Origin of the sequence: Actinomadura darangshiensis (assembly GCF_004349235.1) — a bacterium.
GTDB classification, from domain to species: domain Bacteria; phylum Actinomycetota; class Actinomycetes; order Streptosporangiales; family Streptosporangiaceae; genus Spirillospora; species Spirillospora darangshiensis.
The window spans coordinates 20,538-40,701 of sequence record NZ_SMKY01000030.1 but is presented as its reverse complement, the minus strand read 5'-3'; the positions used below and the strand labels follow the sequence as shown (position 1 = coordinate 40,701).

22 protein-coding genes are annotated in these 20,164 nt (G+C 72.8%); 4 read left to right on the top strand and 18 right to left on the bottom strand.

Annotated elements, in window-relative coordinates:
• Nucleotide 1 precedes the first annotated feature (1 nt).
• The 15 genes from secD to pgsA form a co-directional block, all read right to left on the bottom strand.
• Nucleotides 2–1,783, bottom strand: coding sequence for a protein translocase subunit SecD (gene secD, locus E1293_RS09765; RefSeq protein ID WP_341770180.1), 1,782 nt, complete (start codon nucleotides 1,781–1,783; stop codon nucleotides 2–4).
• A gap of 42 nt (nucleotides 1,784–1,825) precedes the next feature.
• A complete protein-coding gene (gene yajC / locus E1293_RS09760; RefSeq protein WP_132196106.1) occupies nucleotides 1,826–2,353 on the bottom strand; it encodes a preprotein translocase subunit YajC in 528 nt (175 codons plus the stop codon).
• Nucleotides 2,354–2,530: 177 nt separating this feature from the next.
• Nucleotides 2,531–3,541, bottom strand: a complete 1,011-nt coding sequence (ruvB, locus tag E1293_RS09755) for a Holliday junction branch migration DNA helicase RuvB (RefSeq protein ID WP_424923615.1) — start codon at nucleotides 3,539–3,541, stop codon at nucleotides 2,531–2,533.
• Between the two features lie 104 nt (nucleotides 3,542–3,645).
• Nucleotides 3,646–4,251, bottom strand: a complete 606-nt coding sequence (gene ruvA, locus E1293_RS09750) for a Holliday junction branch migration protein RuvA (RefSeq protein WP_132196102.1) — start codon at nucleotides 4,249–4,251, stop codon at nucleotides 3,646–3,648.
• A complete protein-coding gene (ruvC, locus tag E1293_RS09745; RefSeq protein WP_132196100.1) occupies nucleotides 4,248–4,823 on the bottom strand; it encodes a crossover junction endodeoxyribonuclease RuvC in 576 nt (191 codons plus the stop codon). Before ruvC ends, ruvA begins: the two co-directional genes overlap by 4 nt.
• A gap of 55 nt (nucleotides 4,824–4,878) precedes the next feature.
• Nucleotides 4,879–6,033, bottom strand: coding sequence for a GNAT family N-acetyltransferase (locus E1293_RS09740; protein WP_132196098.1), 1,155 nt, complete (start codon nucleotides 6,031–6,033; stop codon nucleotides 4,879–4,881).
• Nucleotides 6,034–6,110: 77 nt separating this feature from the next.
• On the bottom strand, nucleotides 6,111–6,866 hold the full coding sequence (locus E1293_RS09735) for a YebC/PmpR family DNA-binding transcriptional regulator (protein ID WP_132196096.1): 756 nt from the start codon (nucleotides 6,864–6,866) through the stop codon (nucleotides 6,111–6,113).
• Between the two features lie 3 nt (nucleotides 6,867–6,869).
• Nucleotides 6,870–7,487, bottom strand: a complete 618-nt coding sequence (gene pdxT, locus E1293_RS09730) for a pyridoxal 5'-phosphate synthase glutaminase subunit PdxT (RefSeq protein WP_132196094.1) — start codon at nucleotides 7,485–7,487, stop codon at nucleotides 6,870–6,872.
• A gap of 105 nt (nucleotides 7,488–7,592) precedes the next feature.
• On the bottom strand, nucleotides 7,593–8,207 hold the full coding sequence (locus E1293_RS09725) for a DUF6928 family protein (RefSeq protein WP_132196092.1): 615 nt from the start codon (nucleotides 8,205–8,207) through the stop codon (nucleotides 7,593–7,595).
• 140 nt (nucleotides 8,208–8,347) lie between these two features.
• A complete protein-coding gene (gene pdxS, locus E1293_RS09720; protein WP_132196090.1) occupies nucleotides 8,348–9,271 on the bottom strand; it encodes a pyridoxal 5'-phosphate synthase lyase subunit PdxS in 924 nt (307 codons plus the stop codon).
• Nucleotides 9,272–9,405: 134 nt separating this feature from the next.
• On the bottom strand, nucleotides 9,406–10,434 hold the full coding sequence (locus E1293_RS09715) for a DUF3048 domain-containing protein (protein WP_132196088.1): 1,029 nt from the start codon (nucleotides 10,432–10,434) through the stop codon (nucleotides 9,406–9,408).
• Between the two features lie 109 nt (nucleotides 10,435–10,543).
• Complete coding sequence (locus E1293_RS09710; RefSeq protein ID WP_132196086.1) at nucleotides 10,544–11,083, bottom strand: LemA family protein; 540 nt, start codon at nucleotides 11,081–11,083, stop codon at nucleotides 10,544–10,546.
• Between the two features lie 19 nt (nucleotides 11,084–11,102).
• A complete protein-coding gene (locus tag E1293_RS09705) occupies nucleotides 11,103–12,269 on the bottom strand; it encodes a glycosyltransferase family 4 protein (RefSeq protein ID WP_132196084.1) in 1,167 nt (388 codons plus the stop codon).
• A 10-nt stretch (nucleotides 12,270–12,279) separates the two neighbouring features.
• Nucleotides 12,280–13,221 (bottom strand): phosphatidylinositol mannoside acyltransferase, encoded by a 942-nt coding sequence (locus tag E1293_RS09700; protein WP_207938756.1) that lies wholly within the window; start codon nucleotides 13,219–13,221, stop codon nucleotides 12,280–12,282.
• Nucleotides 13,218–13,886 carry a phosphatidylinositol phosphate synthase gene (gene pgsA, locus E1293_RS09695; RefSeq protein ID WP_132196082.1) on the bottom strand — a complete coding sequence of 223 codons (669 nt, stop codon included), beginning with the start codon at nucleotides 13,884–13,886 and terminating at the stop codon, nucleotides 13,218–13,220. The genes E1293_RS09700 and pgsA overlap by 4 nt, the downstream gene beginning before the upstream one ends.
• 322 nt (nucleotides 13,887–14,208) lie before the next feature.
• Here pgsA and E1293_RS09690 point away from each other — a divergent pair, with 322 nt between their 5' ends.
• From E1293_RS09690 to E1293_RS09680, 3 genes are all read left to right on the top strand, one after another.
• A complete protein-coding gene (locus E1293_RS09690; protein ID WP_132196080.1) occupies nucleotides 14,209–16,374 on the top strand; it encodes an elongation factor G-like protein EF-G2 in 2,166 nt (721 codons plus the stop codon).
• Between the two features lie 62 nt (nucleotides 16,375–16,436).
• Nucleotides 16,437–16,892 carry a hypothetical protein gene (locus E1293_RS09685; RefSeq protein ID WP_132196078.1) on the top strand — a complete coding sequence of 152 codons (456 nt, stop codon included), beginning with the start codon at nucleotides 16,437–16,439 and terminating at the stop codon, nucleotides 16,890–16,892.
• The gene (locus tag E1293_RS09680) at nucleotides 16,889–17,848 is read left to right on the top strand and encodes a hypothetical protein (RefSeq protein ID WP_132196076.1); all 960 of its coding nucleotides are present in this window, start codon (nucleotides 16,889–16,891) and stop codon (nucleotides 17,846–17,848) included. The genes E1293_RS09685 and E1293_RS09680 overlap by 4 nt, the downstream gene beginning before the upstream one ends.
• Here the strand turns inward: E1293_RS09680 and E1293_RS09675 are convergent.
• Both E1293_RS09675 and E1293_RS09670 read right to left on the bottom strand, forming a co-directional pair.
• The gene (locus E1293_RS09675; RefSeq protein ID WP_243716129.1) at nucleotides 17,757–18,149 is read right to left on the bottom strand and encodes a thiol-disulfide oxidoreductase DCC family protein; all 393 of its coding nucleotides are present in this window, start codon (nucleotides 18,147–18,149) and stop codon (nucleotides 17,757–17,759) included. The genes E1293_RS09680 and E1293_RS09675 overlap by 92 nt on opposite strands.
• 8 nt (nucleotides 18,150–18,157) lie before the next feature.
• Entirely contained in the window at nucleotides 18,158–18,724 is a 567-nt protein-coding gene (locus E1293_RS09670; RefSeq protein ID WP_243716132.1) for an HIT family protein, read from the bottom strand.
• Between the two features lie 248 nt (nucleotides 18,725–18,972).
• Between E1293_RS09670 and E1293_RS09665 the strand changes: the two genes are divergently transcribed.
• On the top strand, nucleotides 18,973–19,539 hold the full coding sequence (locus E1293_RS09665) for an Asp23/Gls24 family envelope stress response protein (RefSeq protein WP_132196072.1): 567 nt from the start codon (nucleotides 18,973–18,975) through the stop codon (nucleotides 19,537–19,539).
• Here E1293_RS09665 and E1293_RS09660 read toward each other — a convergent pair.
• Nucleotides 19,518–20,129, bottom strand: a complete 612-nt coding sequence (locus E1293_RS09660) for a hypothetical protein (protein WP_132196070.1) — start codon at nucleotides 20,127–20,129, stop codon at nucleotides 19,518–19,520. The two genes, E1293_RS09665 and E1293_RS09660, sit on opposite strands and share 22 nt — an antisense overlap.
• Nucleotides 20,130–20,164: the final 35 nt, after the last annotated feature.

Below are 20,164 nucleotides of genomic sequence, written 5' to 3'. Positions count from 1 at the left end.
GTCAGGCCTCCTGGCTCGTCGTGCGGGCGGCGGTGGTGCTCTGCGCCGGCTTGTGCAGCCGCCGCGGGTCGAGCCCGGACAGGGGATGCCCGCGGCCGAAGAACCTGGTGCGCGACAGCAGCGCGACCATCGGCTTGGTGAAGAAGAACACCACGACGATGTCGATGAGCGTGGTGAGGCCCATCGCGAACGCGAACCCGGCCACGCCGCCGACCGCGAGGAAGTACAGCACCAGCGCGGCGAGGAAGGTGACGGCGTCGGCGACGAGGATGGTGCGCCGCGCCCGCTTCCAGGCGTTCTCGACCGACGAGCGCAGCTTGCGGCCGGCTCTCAGCTCGTCCCGCAGCCGCTCGAAGTACACGATGAACGAGTCGGCGGTGATGCCGATGGACACGATCAGGCCGATGATGTGCGGCAGCGACAGCCGGAAGCCCATCCCCTCACCGAGGATCACCACCGCCTCGTAGGTGATGGCGGACGCCACGACCAGGCTGGTCACCGCCACCAGGCCGAGGCCCCGGTAGTAGAACAGGCAGTACAGGACGACCAGGCCGAGGCCGATCGCGCCCGCGATCAGGCCGCCGCTCAGCTGGTCGGAGCCCAGCGTGGACGACACCTCGTCGATCGAGCTCTGCGTGAACTCCAGCGGCAGTGCCCCGTACTTCAGCACGTTGGCGAGGTCGGCGGCGTACTGCTGGTTGAAGCTGTCGGGCGGCCCGTCGATGCTGGCGGTGCCGCCGGTGATCGGGCCCTCCCGGATGCTGGGGGCCGAGACGACCTGCCCGTCCAGGACGATCGCGACCTGCGCCTGCGGGGACGAGGGGTTCTGCTGGTAGGCCTGGGACGCGGCGGTGGTGACCTCGCCGAACTGGCGGGTCCCCTTGCCGTCGAACTTCAGCGAGACCGACCAGCTGGCCTGGCCCTGCTGCGAGTTCGGCGGCATCGCGTTGGCCGAGTCGACGCTCTCGCCGAGGACCCGGACCGGGCCGAGGATGTACTTGGCGACCTGGCCGCCCTCCTCGTCCTGGTCGCAGGAGGCGACGAACTGGCGCTTCGGGTCGTTCGCGCCCGCGGCGTGCCGGTCGCCGCTGTAGCAGTCGAGCGCCTCGAACTGCTTGATGACGGCCTTGTCGGTCACGCCCGGGTAGGTCTGCCCGGGGTCGGACGCCTGGCCCGGCGGCTGGCCGGACGGCTGGGTCAGCGGCGACGAGGCGGACGGCTTCGGCGTCGGGGCCGTCAGGGCCCCCGACAGCGCCCGGCCGCGCGGGGTGGACGACGCCGACGGGCTCCCGGACGGGGACGCCGACGCGCTCGGCGACGGGCTCTTGCCCCCGCCGGTCTTGCCCCCGCTCTTCTCGGACGGGCTGGCGGACGGCGACGGGGCGGCCCCGTTGGAGGGGTGCCCGTCGGCCACCGCGTACACCTGGCGGAACTGCAGCTTCGCCGTCGTGCCGATCAGGCTGACGACGCGGCTCTGCCCCTCACCGGGGACGTTCACCACGATGTTGCTGCTGCCCTGCTTGGTGACCTCGGCGTCCGACACCCCCAGACCGTTGACGCGCTGCGTCATGATCTTGACGGCCTGGTCCATCTGCGAGGCCGGGGGGTTCTTGCCGCTCGCGGTCTTGGCCGTGAGCGTCACGGTCGTCCCGCCGGCGAGGTCGAGGCCCAGTTTGGGCTTCGTCTGCCCCTGCCAGACGGCGAGGCCGGCCAGGACCACCATGATCGCGAAGAGCGCGAGGAGCGTGCGCCCGGGCTTGGGAGCGTTGTTGGGCGGAGCCACTTGTCGTCGTACTTCCCGTCTTTGTCGTCGCCTTGGGGAGGGTCAGGCGGACTTGTCCGCCTTGACCTTCGCCTTCCCCTTCGGCTTGGACTCGGGCTCGCCGTCCTCGTCCGTCGCGTCGGTGTCCTTCACCTCCGCGTCCAGCGGCTCGGCGTCCTCGGTCTCGCCGTCCTTGGACAGGTCGACCTCGGTGTCGTCCTTGGCGAGGTCGACGCCGTCGCCGTCCTCGTCCTGGTCGTCGTCCTCGTCGAGCTCGTCGTCGATCTCCTCGGGCTCGTCCTTGAGGACCTGCATGACGGCCTGCTTGACGAAGCGCACCTCGACGCCGTCCGCGATCTCCAGCAGGAGGCCGTCGTCGTCGACCTCCACGATGGTGGCGCGGATACCGCTGGTCGTCAGGACGCGGGCGCCCGGCTCCATGGAGTTCTGCATGTTCGCCTGCTCCTTGCGCCGCTTGCTCTGCGGCCGGATGAGCAGGAAGTAGAAGACCAAGGGAACGGCGAGGAGAAGGAGCAGGTTGAAGGCCCCGCTACCGCCGCCGTCCGCCGCGAGAATCATGTCGCTGCCCATTACAGGGGCATCCTTCCGAAGTCGATTGCCAGCCTGTGACCGGATCGGCCACGTGCAACGGGACCGCCGGCTGGAGACGGTGAACCAAGTCCCGGAGTCTAGAGAGTACGCGAGACCCCGGCAACGACGTGACGATCGGCGACGCCGGGAAGTTCCCAACCCGTTATCAGATGATCACTATTCCGGCTGTTCGGTGGCCTCGTCCAGCGCGAACAGGGTCCCCGCCATCGGCGCCGTGGGCGGCTGGGCGAGGCCCAGGTGCGCCCACGCGGCGGGCGTCGCGATCCGCCCGCGCGGCGTCCTGGCGAGGAGCCCCTGCCGGACGAGGAACGGCTCCGCGACGACCTCGACGGTCTCGGGCTCCTCCCCCACCGACACGGCCAGCGTCGACAGGCCCACGGGCCCGCCGCCGAACTTGCGCATCAGCGACTCCAGGACGGAACGGTCGAGCCGGTCGAGGCCCCGTTCGTCCACCTCGTACAACGCGAGGGCGGCCCGCGCCGATTCCTGGGTGATCGTGCCGTCCGCGCGGACCTCGGCGTAGTCGCGGACGCGGCGCAGCAGCCGGTTGGCGATGCGGGGCGTGCCCCGGGAGCGGCCGGCCACCTCGGCGGCGGCCGCGTCGTCGATCTCCACGTCCAGGAGCCGCGCCGACCGGTGCACGATGATCTCCAGCTCGGCGGGCTCGTAGAAGTCCATGTGCGCGACGAAGCCGAACCTGTCGCGCAGCGGCCCCGGCAGCATGCCCGCCCGGGTGGTGGCCCCGACCAGCGTGAACGGGGCGATGTCGAGGGGGATCGCGGTCGCGCCCGGCCCCTTGCCCACGACGACGTCGACGCGGAAGTCCTCCATCGCCATGTAGAGCATCTCCTCGGCGGGCCGGGCCAGCCGGTGGATCTCGTCCAGGAACAGGACCTCGCCCTCGGCCAGCGTGGACAGCACGGCCGCGAGGTCGCCGGCCCGCTCGATGGCGGGCCCGGAGGAGATCCGCAGCGGCTGCCCCAGCTCCGCCGCGATGATCATGGCCAGGGTGGTCTTGCCGAGCCCCGGCCCGCCGGACAGCAGCACGTGGTCGGGCGTCCGGCCGCGCCGCAGCGCGCTGTGCAGCACCAGCGAGAGCTGCTCGCGCACCCGCTCCTGCCCGACGAAGTCGTCCAGCTTCTTCGGCCGCAGCGCGGCCTCGATCATCTGCTCCTCGACCCCGTCGGCGGCCCCCGACACGAGCCGTTCGGCCTCGCCGTCCGGGCTCATCGCTCCGTGCGGGGGGCGACCCCCCGGTTCGCTCCCGCTCGTCATTTGCTCAGCTTCTTCAGCGCGGACCTCAGCAGGGCGGCGACCGGGGGCGTGGCGCCGCCGTCGAGGTCGGCGGCGACCGCGTCCACGGCGCCGTCGGCGTCCTTGGCGGACCAGCCGAGGTTGATCAGGCCCAGCTGGACCTGCTCGCGCCACGGCTCGGCGCGGGCGGGCGCGCGCAGGTCGCCGGCGCCGTCCCCGACCGGGCCGCCGAGGCGGTCCCGGAGCTCCAGGACGATGCGCTGGGCGCCCTTCTTGCCGATGCCGGGCACCTTGGTGAGGGCGGTCAAGTCCTCGGTGGACACGGCGCGGCGCAGCGCGTTCGGCGTGTGCACGGCCAGCATCGCCAGGGCGATGCGGGGCCCGATCCCGCTGGCGGTCTGCAGGAGCTCGAAGACGGTGCGCTCGTCGTCGTCGGCGAACCCGAACAGGGTGAGGGAGTCCTCGCGGACGACCATGGAGGTCGGCAGCCTCGCCTCCTCGCCGACCCGCAGCCCGGCCAGGGTCGCGGGGGTGCACTGCACGGCCAGGCCGACGCCGTGCACGTCGATCACCGCCCCGTCGGGGCCGGCGGCGGCCACCCGGCCGCTGACAAACGCGATCACTGGTGGGTTCCTCCTCGTCCTCGGGCGGCGAGCCGTTCGCGCTCGGCCCTGGCCGCCTCCTCGATCCTCGACCGCTGGGCGCGGGCGAGCCGCTGCTGCGCTCCCCCGCGCCACACGTGGCAGATGGCCAGCGCGAGGGCGTCGGCCGCGTCCGCGGGCTTCGGCGCCGCCTCCAGCGACAGCAGCCGGGTCACCATCCTCGCCACCTGCGCCTTGTCGGCGCGGCCGTTCCCCGTGACGGCGGCCTTGGCCTCGCTCGGGGTGTGCAGCGCGACGGGGAGCCCGCGGCGGGCCGCGACCAGCATGGCGATGCCGGCGGCCTGCGCCGTCCCCATCACGGTCCGGACGTTGTGCTGGGAGAACACGCGCTCGACGGCGACGGCGTCGGGGCGCAGGTCGTCCATCAGCGCCTCGATGCCCGCCTCGATGCCCACGAGGCGCAGGGCGTGGTCCTCGTCGGGGGCGGTCCGCACGACCGACACGTGCACCAGGTGCAGGCGCTTTCCGGGGGCGCCCTCGACGACCCCCACCCCGCACCGGGTGAGACCGGGGTCCACCCCCATCACCCGCACGGCCGCTCCTTCGATCACCTGTTCGGCCGACAACGCTATCAATCCGCGTGGCCGGTCAGAAGTAATCCAGCGAGAACGGCGTGGCCGCGAACACGGCCGAGAGGGCGTCCGCGTCCCCGCCCTGGAGCAGGCCGGACCGCCGCAGGGTGGGCACGGGTACGCCCGCGTAGAGGGCCGACAGGCCGCGGGGCCCGAGGCGCACGGCTCCCGCGTCCTCGGCGGAGCGTTCGAGACGCCCCTCGCCGTCCTTCACCTCCAGGCGCCAGTGCCCGGAGTTCGCGGGACGCTGCGGATCGTCGATGTCGAGCGGGACCCCGGCGGTGACGCCCGCCGGGTAGCCGCGGGCGGCGATCGCGGCCGGGGCGTCCACCACGCGCAGCATCCACTGGCTCCGGTGGACGTTCTCGTGTTCGCGCTCGCCCGGCAGCCACAGCACCGGATCCATGGGCGACACGCACGCCCGGATCGTCTCGGCGGTCGACGACCCGGACCCGACGATCGCCCACAAGGCCCTCAACGTGGCCTCAGAGGACGCGACGAGCCGGTTGACCTCCAGCCCGGAGCCGCCCTCGCTCCAGCGGTAGGAGAGAAATCCGTCCTCCGCCAGGTAGGCGTAGTCGTCGCGGCTGCCGAGAGCTCCCCGCCACCTCGGCTCCGTCCAGCCCACCGGGCCGCAGTCGCGGGCCGACTCGTGGGTGCGGCCGATGACGGCGGCGACCTCCGCGGCGTCCTGCGGGCCCGCCCTGCGGACGGGGACCCGCCCGGCGGCGACGGTGCGCAGCACCTCGGCGGGGAACTCGATGTGGTGCTGCGCGCCCGCGTGCTCCCAGCCGAGCAGCCGGTAGAGCCGCGTCGTCGCGGGATAGAGCACGGCCAGCGGATGCCCGAACGCGGCGCACCGCTCCAGCACGCCGGTCACCAGGCCGCGCCCGAGACCCCGGCCGCGCTCCTCCGGCGCGACCGTGACCCCGCTGACGCCCCCCATGGACACGGCCCGCCCGTGCCACCACTGCGTCATCTCGTGCAGCGCGGCCGTGGCCACGATCCGGCCGTCCTCGAACACGGCGAACTGCCGCCCGGTCTCGAACGACGGCCGGTGCAGCGCCTCCATGCGCCACCGCCACGCCTCGTCCGACAGCGGCCCGAAGGCGCGCGCCCGGATGTCGCGGACGGCGCCGTGCTCCTCCCATGCCAGCGTGCGGATCTCCATGATCCAGACCGTATGCCATGGCGGAGACACCGAACGCCGCCGCCCGGCGCGGGCGGCGGCGTTCGCGCGGCGGTGCGTCAGGCGTCGATCGAGGCCATGACCTCGTCGCTCACGTCGAAGTTGGCGTAGACGTCCTGGACGTCGTCGGAGTCCTCCAGGGCGTCGAGGAGGCGGAAGACCTTCTTGGCGTTGTCCTCTTCGAGCGGGACGGTGACGCTCGGCAGGAACTTGCTCTCCGCCGACTCGTAGTCGATCCCGGCGTCCACGAGGGCGGTACGGACCGCGACGAGGTCACCGGCCTCGCTGACGACCTCGAAGCTCTCCTCGTCGAGGTCGTTGACCTCCTCCGCGCCGGCGTCCAGCACGGCCATCATCACCTCGTCCTCGCTCGTGCCCGACTTGGGGACGATCACGACGCCCTTGCGGGCGAACATGTAGGAGACCGAGCCCGGGTCGGCGAGGGACCCGCCGTTGCGGGTGAGCGCGACGCGGACCTCGGAGGCGGCCCGGTTGCGGTTGTCGGTCAGGCACTCGATGAGGACCGCGACACCGCCGGGCGCGTAGCCCTCGTAGGTGATGTTCTGCCAGTCGGCGCCCCCGGCCTCCTCACCGGCGCCGCGCTTGCGGGCGCGCTCGATGTTGTCGTTGGGGACCGAGTTCTTCTTCGCCTTGTAGATGGCGTCGTACAGGGTGGGGTTGGCGTCGGGGTCGCCGCCGCCGGTGCGGGCCGCCACCTCGATGTTCTTGATCAGCTTGGCGAAGAGCTTGCCGCGCTTGGCGTCGAGGGCCGCCTTCTTGTGCTTGGTCGTCGCCCACTTGGAATGGCCGGACATCTGTCAATCCTCCTCTGTCGTCCGGCGCACCAGATCGGCGAAGTAGTGGTGCACGCGGAAATCGCCTGTCAACTCCGGATGGAACGCGGTCGCCATGAGGCGCCCCTGGCGGACGGCGACGATCCTACCGGCGTTCTGGCCGCTCTCCGCGCGTCCGAGGATCTCGACGGCCGCGCCGACGGACTCCACCCAGGGCGCGCGGATGAAAACGGCGTGGTACGGCGTGTCGCCCATACCGGTCAGCGGGACGTCGGCCTCGAACGAGTCGACCTGCCTGCCGAAGGCGTTGCGCCGCACGGTCATGTCGATCCCGCCGGCGGTCTCCTGGCCGGCCGCGCCGTCCCGGATCCGGTCCGCGAGCATGATCATGCCGGCGCAGGAGCCGTACGCGGGCATGCCCGCCTCGATCCGCTTGCGCAGCGGGCCGAGCAGCTCGAACGACCGCGCCAGCCGCCACATGGTGGTCGACTCCCCGCCGGGCAGGACCAGCCCGTCGACCCGTTCCAGCTCGTCCGGGCGGCGCACGGCCAGGGTGCGCGCTCCGGCCGCCTCCAGGGCGCGCGCGTGCTCGCGCACGTCGCCCTGCAGGGCGAGGACACCGATCGTGGGCACAGCGGTCACGTGGAAACCTTCCGGGGGCACAGGGGGGCATCTCAACCCTAGACGTTGCTTACAACGCCCGACGACCTGGCCGATCTTCCCCTGGCGCTCCGCTCCGGGCGTCGGTCAGGCGTGCTTGAAGCGGCGCACGGGGAGTTCGAGCGGGAGGAAGCCGTCCTTGCCGCGGTCGGCGATGCCGCGGCCGAACATGTGCTCCTGGGCGAGCGCGAGGCCGAACTCCTCCGGGTCGAACGGCAGCGGGACGTCCGCGGCGCCCGCGTCGATGGCCCGCCAGAACGGCCGCTCGGCGGGCAGCCGCTCGCCCTGGTCGACGACGACGCCGTCCTCGGCGGTGACGAACACGTCGCGGCGCAGCTCGCCGGAGTCGTACCAGCGGAACCAGCAGCCGCGGACGACGTTGTGCAGCACGAGGACGCCGCAGTGCGCGCCGGGCAGCGCCGCCGCGGCGGTGTCGGCGATCCGGCGGGCGTCGTCGTCGAGGCAGTACAGCCGCCGGTCGCACAGCAGCAGGGCCCGCTCGAACGCCCCGACGAACAGCTCGTCCTCGTAGGGCCAGAGCGCGAAGTCCAGGACCGTGTCACCGGTCTCGGTCAGGGTGGCCGCCGGATACAGCCCGCGCGCGATCGTCGCGGCGGTGTCCGGATCGGGCACCAGGCCCGGCCGGAACACCTCGGCGGGTTCACCCGCGCTCGCGCACGCCAGCGCGACCGACCAAGCCATGCTCTCCCCTCCCGCGGCCGGGCACCGCCCGGAGGAGGAGCTCCTCCACCGGCCGCGCCGTCAGCGTAAACCCTGTCAGGGCCCGCTGTGGAGGGGGTACCCCGGTATCCGCCCGGTCACCCGGACCGGGCGGACAACGGTCACCAGCCGCGGCCGGCGAACTTCTGGTCCGCGCCGAGCGAGGCGGCGTTGATGCCGACCATCGCCTCGCCGAGCCCGCGCGACACCTTGGCCAGCACATCAGGGTCGTCGTGGAAGGTGGTGGCCTTCACGATCGCCTCGGCGCGCTGCGCCGGGTTGCCGGACTTGAAGATCCCGGAGCCGACGAAGACGCCCTCGGCGCCGAGCTGCATCATCATGGCGGCGTCGGCGGGGGTGGCGATGCCGCCTGCGGTGAACAGCACGACGGGCAGCTTCCCGGCCCGCGCGACCTCCTTGACCAGCTCGTACGGGGCCTGCAGCTCCTTGGCCGCGACGAACAGCTCGTCCTCGGGCAGGTTCTGCAGCCGGCGGATCTCCTGCCGGATCTTGCGCATGTGGGTGGTGGCGTTGGAGACGTCGCCGGTGCCGGCCTCGCCCTTGGAGCGGATCATCGCCGCACCTTCGGTGATGCGCCGCAGCGCCTCGCCCAGGCTGGTCGCGCCGCACACGAACGGGACGGTGAACGCCCACTTGTCGATGTGGTTGTCGTAGTCGGCGGGCGTGAGCACCTCGGACTCGTCGATGTAGTCGACGCCGAGCGCCTGCAGCACCTGCGCCTCGACGAAGTGGCCGATGCGGGCCTTGGCCATCACCGGGATGGAGACCGCGCCGATGATCCCGTCGATCATGTCGGGGTCGCTCATCCGGGAGATGCCGCCCTCGGTGCGGATGTCGGCGGGCACGCGCTCCAGGGCCATGACGGCGACGGCGCCGGCGTCTTCGGCGATCTTCGCCTGGTCGGGCGTGACGACGTCCATGATCACGCCGCCCTTGAGCATCTCCGCCATGCCGCGCTTGACGCGGGCGGTCCCGGTCTCGGGCGCGGCGTTGTCAGGGACGGGAGTGGAAGTGGACACGGGCATTCCTCACTGGACGGACGACAAGTCGCTTTCCATGATATTGCCTGCTCGCGTGCCCTCTCACCCCGGCAGAGTGTCAAGGCGAAGCACCGGTGCCTTACGAAGTGACGGCCGCCACAACCGCTAGCGGGCTGCCGCTACGGGGTGTACGGCTTGCCGTCGTTGACGAGGAGCACCCAGACCTGGCCGGGGTCGAAGTTCATCGGCTTGCCGTCGGCGGTGGTGTAGGTGGTCCCCTTGTCCTCCGAAGGGCGCGACCACTTGGCCTTGTAGGACTTCCCGTCGCGCAGGACGACGGCCCGCCCGGTGCCGGTGGTGTGGATCAGCGGCGTGTAGCTGCCGAGGAAGTCGTGGAACTTCGACCGGGTCGTCTTGGCGTACTGGATGACGACCGTCTTGCCGCCGAGCCGTCCGCCCTCGGCGGCGCGGTCGGGGCGCCCGCCCCAGCTGGCGAGCCACCGCTTGCTCTTCGCCGACCAGGTGAACCCCATGGTCGCGGCCGGCCACTTGGCGGTGAACGACTTGGTGGGCTTGCCGCCGTCCGGGGCGTCCCCGAAGCGGAAGCCGATGTCGCGCGGCTTCGCGGCCTTCGGCGCCCGCTTCAGCAGGTTCTTGGGGTCGGCGTACAGGTTGTAGGGGATGGGTTTGGCGCCGGACCGGAAGTAGGCGCCGCCCGCGCTCTCCTGCGAGATGTCGTACACCGGCGCCTTGCGGACGTACTTCTTCATCTTGCTCTGGACGCCGGAGAACGCGAAGGCGGGGCGGCCGAACTGCGGCAGGATGTGCAGGTCGGAGATGCGGGCGCTGCGGACGGGCCCGACCTTCTTCGGCAGCTTGGACGAGTAGACCGCCATCAGCCGGGTCTCCCCGCCCTCGACCTGCTCCACGTAGACGATGTCGGCCGCCGACACACCGCTCTGCGGGAGCGCGGGCTTCGTGTTCTCGATCTTGACCGCGAGGACCGGGTTGCCCAGCCCCTTGGTGCCGCCGTTGAACGGGTGCGCCGCCGGCTCGGACGGGCTCGGCGACGGCGCCCCCGTGCTGCGCGGCGGCGGCGCCGACTCCGGCTCCTTCGAGTCCGAGCAGGCCGGCAGGGCGGCGCCGAGGGCGAGGACGCCGACTCCCGCGGCCAGGCGGCCCCGGGTGGTGCCCCATACGGATCGCACGATGTACCCCTCCCTTGGACGGTCTGCCAGAGGGTAGCGAACGTGATCTGGTGCGCCCGCCCGTCCAGCGGTACGGCCGCGAGGGGCCCGTGTGATCAAACCCGGCGGTTCAGATCCCGGGCGGATCGTCGTCGATCTCGAAGAAGTCCGGGAGCGGGGCGCGGCCGGCGAGCGGCAGGACGCGGATGAGCGGCTTGCGGCGCGCGATCCGGGCCTGGGACACCGCGTCGTTGTAGAAGCGGCGGGCGTAGGCGACCTTCGCGGCGGCCGACGACAGCTCCTCCAGCACCGCCTTGCCGTCCCCGCCGTGGAGGGCGAGGGCGTCGACGAACCCGGGCTGGTCGACGGCCGCGCGCAGCGCCCGCGACAGGTCGCTCTCGGCGAACTCGCGGCCGTCGGCGTCGGCGGTGCGGGCCTCGTGCGCCGCGGTCGCCAGCACCAGGCTGGTGGCGGGGTCCAGGAGCCGGGACGCGGCCAGCTCCAGCGTCGCCGCGGCCCGCCTGACCAGCGCGGCGTCCAGCGCGGCGCGGGCCGTCTCGACGCGGACGTGGAGCCGGTCCAGGCGGGTGGCGCGCCACGACACGTACACGCCGACGAGGAAGACGACGGCGATCCAGAACAGGACGTCGATGATCCAGTCGTAGGACATCCAGGGGCCTCCCTACCGCCTACGGGGCCCCGAGGCCGGACTCGACGACCCGGGGGCGGCCGTCGGTGACGGTCTCGTACACGCGCAGCACGTCGCGGGCCACGGCCGACCAGTCGTAGGCGCGGACGGCGGCGCGGGCCTCGGCGGACAGCTGCTTGCGGCGAGCCGGGTCGTCGAGCAGCTCGCCGGCCGCCGCGGCGAGCGCCTCGTGGTCGCCGGCCGGGAACAGCGCCCCCGCCCGGCCGCCGCGCAGCACCCGGTCGAACGCCTCGATGTCGCTGGCGAGGATGGGCGCGCCCGCCGACATGGCCTCGGCGAGGACGATGCCGAAGCTCTCGCCGCCGAGGTTGGGCGCGACGAAGACGTCCACCGAGTGGTAGGCGCGGACCTTGTCCGCCTCGCTGACCAGGCCGAGGACGACGACGCGGTCGCGCAGCTCGGGCGATACCCGCGACACCACGTCGTCGGCGTCGCCGGGCCCGGCGAGCAGCAGCCGCAGCCCCGGCCGGCGGCGGCCGAGGATCTCGAAGGCGCGCAGCAGCACCTGCAGGCCCTTGCGCGGCTCGTCCATCCGGCCGAGGAACCCGAGCGCTCCCCCGTCGCCGCTCCCGTGCGGCGCGTCGGCGCGGCCCCGCCAGCCGGGCAGCGGCTCGGCCATCGCGTACCGCTCGGTGGCGACGCCGTTCGGGATCAGCACGGCGTCGCCGCCGAGGTGCTCGACGAGGGTGGTGCGCGCGGCCTCCGACACCGCGATCCGGCCGGTGATCTTCTCCAGCGCGCTGCGCAGGATCGGCGCGGTGACCGACACCATCCGCGACTTCTCGTAGGAGGCGTGGAAGGTGCCGACGATGGGGCCGTCCGCCGCCCAGCAGGCGAGTATCCCGAGGGAGGGCGCGGCGGGCTCGTGGACGTGCAGGACGTCGAAGCCGCCCTCGTTGATCCAGCGCCGGACCCGCCCGGCCGACAGGAACCCGAACGCCAGCCGGGCCACCGAGCCGTTGTAGGGGACGGGGACGGCGCGCCCGGCCGCCACCGCGTAGGGCGGCAGGTCGGCGTCGTCGTCGGCGGGCGTGATCACCGACACCTCGTGGCCGAGCGAGATCAGCGCCTCGGCGAGGTCGCCGATGTGCTGCTGGACGCCGCCGGGCACGTCCCAGGTGTAGGGGCAGACGATCCCGGCCCTCATCCGGCGGCCCTCATCTTCGGCCGCCGGCCGGGTCGCCGGCCAGGTCGTCCACCCAGACCTTCTGCAGCATGTGCCAGTCCTCGGGGTGGGCGGCGATGCCGTCCTCGAAGACGCCCGCGAGCTCCTGGGTCATGGCCTGGATCTTCTCCTGTCTGCCGCCCCCGGCAGGGGCGGGGATCTCCGCGTGGACCCGCGCCGCCCAATACTCGCCCTCGTACCAGAGTGTCACGGGAATGAGGGCGGCGCCCGTCTGCAGCGCGAGCGCGGCGGAGACGGCCGGCATCCGGGCGGTCGCGCCGAAGAACTCGACGTCGACGCCGCTCTCGGTCAGGTCGCGGTCGACGACGAGGCACACCGGCCGGCCGGCGCGCAGCCGCTGCGCCAGCCGCCCGTACGCGGAGCCGCCCCGGTGCGCGAGGACCTCCATGCCGAGGCTCTCGCGGAACTCGACGAACCGGTCGAACAGCGACTCGGGCTTGAGTCGCTCCGCCACCGTGGTGAACGGGTAGCCGCAGTGCACCAGCCAGGCGCCGGCGTGCTCGTAGTTGCCCATGTGCGGCAGCGCGAGGATGACGCCGCGCCCGGAGTCGAGGTTGGTGAAGATCTTCTTCTCGCCGGTGACGCGCATCCGGCCGAGGATCCGCGCCCGGTCGTACTCGGGCAGCCGGAACACCTCCAGCCAGTAGCGGAAGTAGGAGCGCAGCACCTTCTTGCTGAGGACGCGGACCTCGTCGTCGACGGCGTCCTTGCCGAGGACGCGGCAAAGGTTGCGCTCCAGCTGCCGCACGCCGGTGCCGTAGCGGTGCCAGGTGCGGTCGGCGAGGGCGGTGAACGCCAGCCGGGCCGCGCTCTCCGGCATCTTGCGGACGACCGTCCAGCCCATCGCGTAGGCGGCGTCGGTCACCTCGTCGCGCAGCGAGGGGGCGCCCTCGCCGCGGCGGGGCGTGGTCATGGACGCGGCTCCGGCGTCTTCCCGGCCCCGTCCGGCGCCCCGTTCCCGGCCCCGTTCCGCGCGCCGGCGCCGTCCTTCGCCTGGGCGTACACGGCGGCGAACCGCTGCCCGACCGTGATCGTGCTGAGCGCGGCGAGGGCCCACAGCGCGACGGCGAGGATGTAGGGGACGCCGAGCCCGTCGAACCCGGCCGCGACCAGCGCCACGATGAGGCGCTCGGCGCGTTCGGCGATGCCGACGTTGCAGGTGTAGCCGAGCCCTTCGGCGCGCGCCTTGGCGTAGGACACCACGACACCGGAGACCAGGCAGTACAGCGCGACGCCGGCGAGGGGCCCCTGGCCGTCCCGGTCCAGCCCGATCATCAGCCCGGCGAAGATCGCGGCGTCGGCGACCCGGTCCATGGTGGAGTCCAGGAACGCGCCGAACTTCGAGATCTTCCCGGTGACCCGGGCGACCGCGCCGTCCAGCATGTCGAACAGCACGAACGCGGTGATGACAATCGTGCCCCAGAAGAACTCGCCCCGCGGGAACAGCACCAGCGCGCCGGCGGCGACGCCCACCGTGCCGATGACGGTGATGGCGTTGGGCGAGACCCCGGTCCGCGCGACCGCCTGCCCGACGGGGGTGAGGACGCGCCCCAGCGCGGGCCTGATCTTGTTGAGCATCGCCGTCCGTTCTTCTGGTCCCGGGATGACGGCCGTCGCGCGCAGGGGCGGGCCGTCCGCCGTAGCGCGCCCATCGTAGTGCGGGCGCGGCGGACCGGTGGTCAGAGCGGGGTTTGGGGGCGCACCGCCCCGGACAGATCACGGTTGTTTGTCGTTCACCCCTTGTGGTCCCGGCGATCCCGGGAAAGGGTGTTGACACGGGTGTGACGTCGGTCACGCGCGATACGAGGTCGGACGCCGCACTCGGACGTCAGGGCCGGGCCCGCCGGGCCGGGCCCCAGCCGCACGCGGGCCTCCGCGAGGCCCGTCCGAGGAGGTAGTCATGGCGGACAAGGGAGGCCACCCGGGAGGCTCCGGCAGGGCACCGGAGGCCGGCGGGTGCGACAAGGTGCGCAATGTCGCGCTGGTCGGCCACTCCGGGGCCGGCAAGACCACGCTCGTCGAGGCGCTGCTCGCCGCCACGGGCACGCTGCAGCGGGCAGGCAAGGTCGAGGACGGCACCACCGTCAGCGACTTCGACGACGTCGAGGTGCGCCAGCAGCGCTCGGTCAACCTCGCGCTCGCCCCCCTCGTGCAGGGGGACGTCAAGGTCAATCTCATCGACACGCCCGGCTACGCCGACTTCGTCGGCGACCTGCGGGCCGGGCTCCGCGCCGCCGACGCGGCGCTGTTCGTGATCTCGGCGGTGGACGGCATCGACGGGCTCACCCGGATGATCTGGGAGGAGTGCGCGGCGGTGCAGATGCCCCGCGCGGTCGTCATCACCAAGGTCGACCAGCAGCGCGGCGACTTCGACGACGTGGTCATGACCTGCCAGGACGTCTTCGGCGAGGGCGTCGCGCCGCTGTACTTCCCGGCGGCCGGCGGGGACGGGCTGAAGGGCCTGATCGGGCTGCTGTCGCAGCGCTGCCTCGACTACTCCAGCGGGGAGCGCGTCGAGTGCATGCCCGACCCGGAGTACCTGGACCAGATCTCCGAGCAGCGGGCGTCGCTGATCGAGGGGATCATCCAGGAGAGCGAGGACGAGACCCTCATGGACCGGTACCTGTCCGGTGAGGAGATCGACGTCAAGGCGCTCATCGGGGACCTGGAGACCGCGGTGGCCCGCGGCAGCTTCTACCCCGTCCTCGCGACGTCGGTCCCGCACGGCGACCATCCCGGCCCGGTCGTCGGCATGATGGAGCTGCTGGAGATCATCACCCAGGCGTTCCCCTCCCCCCTCGAACACGGCATCCCCCCCGTGACCTCGGTCCAGGGCGGGCCGCCGAAGGAGATCTCCTGCAGTCCCGAGGGGCCGCTGGTCGCCGAGGTCGTCAAGACCACCTCCGACCCCTACGTCGGCCGGATCTCGCTGGTCCGGGTGTTCTCCGGGACGCTGCGCCCGGACACGACCGTGCACGTCTCCGGGCACGGCATGGCCGAGCGCGGCCACGAGGACCACGACGTCGACGAGCGCGTCGGCGCGCTCACCTCGCCCCTCGGCAAGACGCAGCGGACCGCGTCGTCCTGCATCGCCGGCGACATCTGCGCGGTGGCGAAGCTCGGCCGCGCCGAGACCGGCGACACCCTGTCCGACTCGGGCTCGCCGATGGTGATGGCGCCCTGGTCGATGCCCGACCCCCTGCTCCCCGTCGCGATCCGCGCCAAGTCCAAGGCCGACGAGGACAAGCTCAGCCAGGCGCTCGGCCGCCTCGTCGCCGAGGACCCGACGCTGCGGCTGGAGAACAACGCCGAGACGCGGCAGCTGGTGCTGTGGTGCATGGGCGAGGCCCACGCCGACGTCCTCATCGACCGGCTGCACAGCCGGTACGGCGTCGAGGTCGAGCGCATCGAGCTGCGCGTCCCGCTGCGGGAGACGTTCGGCGGGGCCGCCAAGGGCCTCGGCCGGCACGTCAAGCAGAGCGGCGGGCACGGCCAGTACGGCATCTGCCACGTCGACGTGGAGCCGCTCCCGTCCGGGGAGGGCTTCGAGTTCGTCGACAAGATCGTCGGCGGGGTGGTGCCGCGGCAGTTCATCCCGTCGGTCGAGAAGGGCGTCCGGCAGCAGATGGGGCGCGGCGTGTCCGCCGGGTACCCGCTGGTCGACATCAAGGTCACCCTGCACGACGGGAAGGCGCACTCGGTCGACTCCTCCGACATGGCGTTCCAGGCCGCCGGGGCCCTCGCGCTCAAGGACGCGGCGGGCCAGGTGCCGATCCTGCTGCTGGAACCGGTCGACGAGGTGGACGTGCTGATCGCCGACGAGTACGTGGGCGCGATCATGTCCGACCTCACCTCGCGGCGCGGCCGGGTGCTCGGCTCCCAGGCGGTGCCCGGCGGCCGCACGATGATCAAGGCGGAGGTGCCGCAGCTGGAGATCGTCCGGTACGCGATCGACCTGCGGTCGATGTCGCAGGGCACCGGCACGTTCAACCGCACCTTCCTGCGGTACGAGCCGCTCCCGACGCACCTCGCCGAGAAGCTCGCCGCCGACTCCAAGGACGCCTAGCCGCACCGGCCGAAGGCCCGGAGCCCCGCCCGCACCGCCGGGCGGGGCTCTAGGCTTGCCCTGTGGATCATCCCCCTCTCCGGCTCGCGCCGCGTGCGCGGCTCTGGCGGTCGTTCGCGGGCGTCGCGGTCGTCGGCGCGCTGTTCTACACCAGTTCGTACGGGAGCAACGACGACTTCCCGCTCGGCCCGATGACGCAGTTCGCGTTCGCGGTCAAGGACGACGGCGGCGCGATCAGCTCCTACTGGCTGGAGGCCGACACCGCGGCCGGCACGCATGTGGAGCTGTCCCGCGACGCGGCCGGCACCGGCATGAAGCGCGCGGAGATCGAGGGGCAGATGGACCGGATCGTCCGCGACCCGTCCATGCTGCAGGGCGTCGCCGACGGGCAGCGCAGGCTGCACCCGGGCGGGCCCAGGCTGACCAGGATCTACGTCGTGCAGGAGATCAAGAAGCTGAGGCACGGCAAGGTCGTGTCGACGCTGAAGCAGAACCGCGTCGTCTGGAACGTCCGATGACCGCCGCCGCGACGCCGGAGGCGCCCCGCCCCGTCCGGCCCGCGGGGGACGCGCCCGATCCGGAGCGCACCGCGTGGGGCCGCTGGTGGTTCGGGCCGGTCCCCCGTGCCCGGATCGCCTGGCTGCGGATCCTCGGCTACGTGTTCCTGCCGATCGACATGCTCCTGCTGACCAGCAGCTCCCTGGCGCACGCGCGGCTGCCCGCCGACCTGTACCGTCCGGTCCTGCTCGGGCGGCTGCTGCACCTGCCCGCCCCGACGCCGTGGGCCATGTACACGCTGCTGGTGGTGACCGTCGCGGCCGGGCTCGTCGCCGCGACCGGCCGCGTCCTGCCCCGCGCGAGCGGCTACCTGTGCGCGTGCGGGTACCTGTGGTGGGTCACGATCAGCATGTCGTACGGCAAGGTCGACCACGACCACCTGGCGCTCGTCGTCGCGCTGTTCGTCCTGCCGAGCGCGGGGCGCGCCGGGATCCGCGACACGCGGCGCTGCGAGGCGGCGGCGTGGTCGGTGCGCGGCATCCAGATCGGGGTGGTCGCGGCCTACTTCCTGTCCGCGTGGGCGAAGGTGCGCATCGGCGGGTTCCCGGCGTGGCCGAACGGCTCGACCGTCCAGTGGGCGCTGAGCCGGCGCGGGACCGCGTTCGGACGGAGCCTCATCGGCTACCCGGTGCTGCTGAAGGCCAGCCAGTGGATCATGTTCACCGCGGAGGCCGTCTCCCCCGCGCTGCTGTTCCTGCGCGGCCGCCCCCTGTACCTGCTGGTGCTGTTCTTCGCGGGCTTCCACGCCGTCACCTACGCGCTGATGACGATCCACTTCCTCCCGCACGCCATCTGGCTGGCGGCGTTCCTGCCGCTGGAGCGCCTCACCGGCCTGCTCGGCCGCGGGCGCCCGGACGCTGCGCCGCGGGAAGCATGCACGCCGCCGTCCCGCCCGGCATCCGGTGCCGGTTGTTAGCGACGAGCCGGTACACGCCGTGCGCCGCCCAGCTGACGGGCGCGATCCGCATGACCACGCCGAGCGCCTTCCAGGGGCCGCCGGCGGCGGTCAGCAGCCGTCCGATGGCCTCGGCGCCTCCGCTGACGCGTCCGGCGCGGTCGATCCACAGCACCTCGTACTCCGCCCGCTCGGCCGTGACGCCGAGCGCGTCCAGGTCGGCGAACTGGAACGCGGCCACCGTGGCGCCGGCGTGCACGTGGCGCTCCAGGAACCGCACCGAGGACGTGCAGAACCCGCAGTCGCCGTCGTAGACGAGCACCGGCCGCTTCACGAGGCGGGCCAGGCGTCGGCGAGCATCCGCCGGGTGTCGCGCAGCAGCTGAGGCAGCACCTTGGTGTGCCCGACGACCGGCATGAAGTTGGTGTCGCCGCCCCAGCGCGGGACGACGTGCTGGTGCAGGTGCGCCGCGATCCCCGCCCCCGCGACGAGGCCGAGGTTCATGCCGACGTTGAAGCCCTGCGCGCCGCTCGCCTTGCGCAGCGCCGTGAGGGACCGCTGGGTGAACGCGGCCAGCTCCAGATACTCCGGCTCCTCCAGGTCGGCGTAGTCGGCGACGTGCCGGTAAGGGACGGCCATCAGGTGCCCGGAGTTGTAGGGGTAGAGGTTCAGCACCGTGTACACCGACTCGCCGCGGGCCACGATCAGGCCCTCCTCGTCGGTCATCCTCGGGATCTCGCAGAACGGGCAGCCGTCGCCGGAGTCCGCGCCGGTCGGCTTGTTCTCGCCCTTGATGTAGGCCATCCGGTGCGGTGTCCAGAGCCGCTGGAAGTTGTCGGGCGCGCCCGCGCCGCCCCTCTCCTCCTCGTAGCGGGGCGTGCGCTCGTCTCCGGCCACGGCCCCGGACGCCTCCTCGCGCCCCTGTTGTCCCACGGACTCCTCCGGATCTGCGCTCAACGCGGCGGTCTCCTTTTGTTCACGGCCTGACCAGCAGCATAGAGAGAGGCGGCCGCGTGGCCGCAGCCGGGATCCCTTAGCATGGCCCGTCGGCGCGCCCCCGGACGCGCCCGCGATCCGGTGCCTGCGTGACGTCCAGCGCGTCGCTCCGACACCATGGTCACCCCACCGAACCCCAGGGAGCGATCATGACCGGGCTCGACAAGCGCCACACCGGCAACGCCGACCAGGGGCCGGAGCCCGCCGCCAGGCCGCTCTTCCCCGGCGCACCCGCCGGGCGCCCGGGCACCGCGCCGCCGCAGGAGGCGCCGCTGACCGCGCCGACGGCGCAGCAGCAGCAGGTCCCTCCCCCGCGGGGCGTCCTGTCGTCGGGGCCGAACGCGCTGCCGATGACGCTGCACGGGTCGTCCGGCGACCTGACCGCGCCGGTGGAGGGCCGCATCACCATCGGGGACACGGTGATCGAGAAGATCGCCGCGCTGGCCGCGCTGGAGGTGGACGGCGTCGCCGCGCTCACCGCGCAGGGCGAGTCGGCGGGCAACGTGCGGGTGGTCCGCAAGGACGGCGACGAGGTCGTCATCGACGTCGCCATCGCCGTCCAGTACGGCATCGTGATCAGGGACGTGGCGAAGGTCGTGAAGGCCAACGTCGCGCGGGTGGCGGGCATGATGCTGGGGATGCGGGTCGCCGCCGTCAACGTGTCCGTCGAGGACGTCCGCCATGCCGGCGCCGGTCAGGCGCCCGCGCGGGCGTAGCACGTCTGCATGGAGACGCCCACCGAGACCGTGGTGACCTTGACGCGCTCGACCAGCTGCGGCTGGACGCGGGTGAAGTGGAACGCGTGCGGGCCGCCGCTGCGCACGGTGGTCTGCTGGGACTCGGGCGACCGCCCGCGCAGCGACATTTCCGCGCGGATCGCGCCGCTGGAGGCGACGGTGACGACGACGTCCACCCCCTTCTGGGCGGCCTTGTAGAAGGCCGTCCCCTTGGGGCACCAGCCGACCTCGCCCGCCCCGTTCTGGGCGGGGAACTCCGGCCCGCCGCCCTGCCCGCCGGAGCCGCCGTTCTGCCCGCCCGGATACGGCCGGCCGCTCCCGTTCTGCTGCGGCACCGGGTTCGTCGGGGTCGCCGGAAGCCCGGAACCGCCCGGAGCGCCGGTCTGCCCGCCCGCCTGCGCGGAAGGACTCACCGTCCCCTGGGCGCCGGCGGCGGTCTTGTCCCCGTCGTCCATCAGCGGCATGAGGAGCACGGCGGCGGCCGCCGCGACGAGCAGCAGGGTGCCGGTGTAGCCGGCGATCCGAGCCCAGAGCGACCGCGCCCGCCGCGCCGGCCTCCTGGATCTCATCTCCGCTGTCTCCCCGGTCGTCGTCGAAACGTGGT

Bases quoted from the DNA above. Each gene is read 5' to 3' on its own strand.
- E1293_RS09740 (WP_132196098.1), bottom strand. From the start codon at position 6,033: ATGGAGATCCGCACGCTGGCATGGGAGGAGCACGGCGCCGTCCGCGAC.
- E1293_RS09660 (WP_132196070.1), bottom strand. From the start codon at position 20,129: ATGAGATCCAGGAGGCCGGCGCGGCGGGCGCGGTCGCTCTGGGCTCGG.
- pdxS (WP_132196090.1), bottom strand. From the start codon at position 9,271: ATGCCCGTGTCCACTTCCACTCCCGTCCCTGACAACGCCGCGCCCGAG.
- E1293_RS09665 (WP_132196072.1), top strand. From the start codon at position 18,973: ATGACCGGGCTCGACAAGCGCCACACCGGCAACGCCGACCAGGGGCCG.
- E1293_RS09710 (WP_132196086.1), bottom strand. From the start codon at position 11,083: ATGTCCTACGACTGGATCATCGACGTCCTGTTCTGGATCGCCGTCGTC.
- E1293_RS09725 (WP_132196092.1), bottom strand. From the start codon at position 8,207: ATGGCTTGGTCGGTCGCGCTGGCGTGCGCGAGCGCGGGTGAACCCGCC.
- E1293_RS09735 (WP_132196096.1), bottom strand. From the start codon at position 6,866: ATGTCCGGCCATTCCAAGTGGGCGACGACCAAGCACAAGAAGGCGGCC.
- E1293_RS09690 (WP_132196080.1), top strand. From the start codon at position 14,209: ATGGCGGACAAGGGAGGCCACCCGGGAGGCTCCGGCAGGGCACCGGAG.
- E1293_RS09700 (WP_207938756.1), bottom strand. From the start codon at position 13,221: ATGACCACGCCCCGCCGCGGCGAGGGCGCCCCCTCGCTGCGCGACGAG.
- ruvB (WP_424923615.1), bottom strand. From the start codon at position 3,541: ATGATCGAGGCCGCGCTGCGGCCGAAGAAGCTGGACGACTTCGTCGGG.
- pgsA (WP_132196082.1), bottom strand. From the start codon at position 13,886: ATGCTCAACAAGATCAGGCCCGCGCTGGGGCGCGTCCTCACCCCCGTC.
- E1293_RS09680 (WP_132196076.1), top strand. From the start codon at position 16,889: ATGACCGCCGCCGCGACGCCGGAGGCGCCCCGCCCCGTCCGGCCCGCG.
- yajC (WP_132196106.1), bottom strand. From the start codon at position 2,353: ATGGGCAGCGACATGATTCTCGCGGCGGACGGCGGCGGTAGCGGGGCC.
- E1293_RS09705 (WP_132196084.1), bottom strand. From the start codon at position 12,269: ATGAGGGCCGGGATCGTCTGCCCCTACACCTGGGACGTGCCCGGCGGC.